Raw genomic sequence first — 611 nt, 5'->3', positions numbered from 1 at the left:
AATTCTGAAGTCAATACTCATACAAATATCGTTAACGATGAAGACGATTCTGAACTATCTCTAAGTGTCAGTAAGTTGAGAAAAGAACTAGAAGAAGCCAACTCTAAGAATCGAATATTAACTCAAGAAATCACATCTTTGAAAACAGAAAAAGTAAACTTAGAGTATGAAAATAATAAGAATATTAAGAAAAAAGACCATTATGCAAAACAGATGGAACAGCATGAAAAAAAGAACAGAAAACTTTTTGAGCTATATTCAGCGGATAAGGAAGAGCTTTTTAGTTATAGGTTACTAACTGAAAAACTGAGACAAGAAATAATTAGTCTAGAAAATAATATTGACAAACAAGAGCAACGCTATGAGAACTTGAAAAATCAGTTATCATACAAACTCGGCAGCAGATTAATTGGATTAAAGAAATCAAAAGATTTATTGAAATTACCAAAAAATTTATTGGACGACTATGTTTCTGTTAAGTCCAAAGTTAATAACTCTTCTGCTTTATCACTTATAGCGCAGACGGTGCCTTCAGCCTCGCAACCAATTTATAATAACAACAGAGAATATACAATTTTCAATAAAAGTGCGACTTTGCCACTTAAAAGTAA

1 protein-coding gene is annotated in these 611 nt (G+C 30.6%); it reads left to right on the top strand.

Going from position 1 to position 611, the window contains the following annotated elements; translation table 11 throughout:
* Positions 1-611 (top strand): hypothetical protein (locus ACS8FC_RS18940; RefSeq protein ID WP_439297927.1); only part of this gene is annotated, 611 nt, incomplete at both ends.

It is taken from the genome of Psychrobacter sp. 1Y4 (assembly GCF_051847555.1).
The sequence above is the reverse complement of the archived record's forward strand: the minus strand, read 5'-3'. Positions and strand labels throughout refer to the sequence as shown.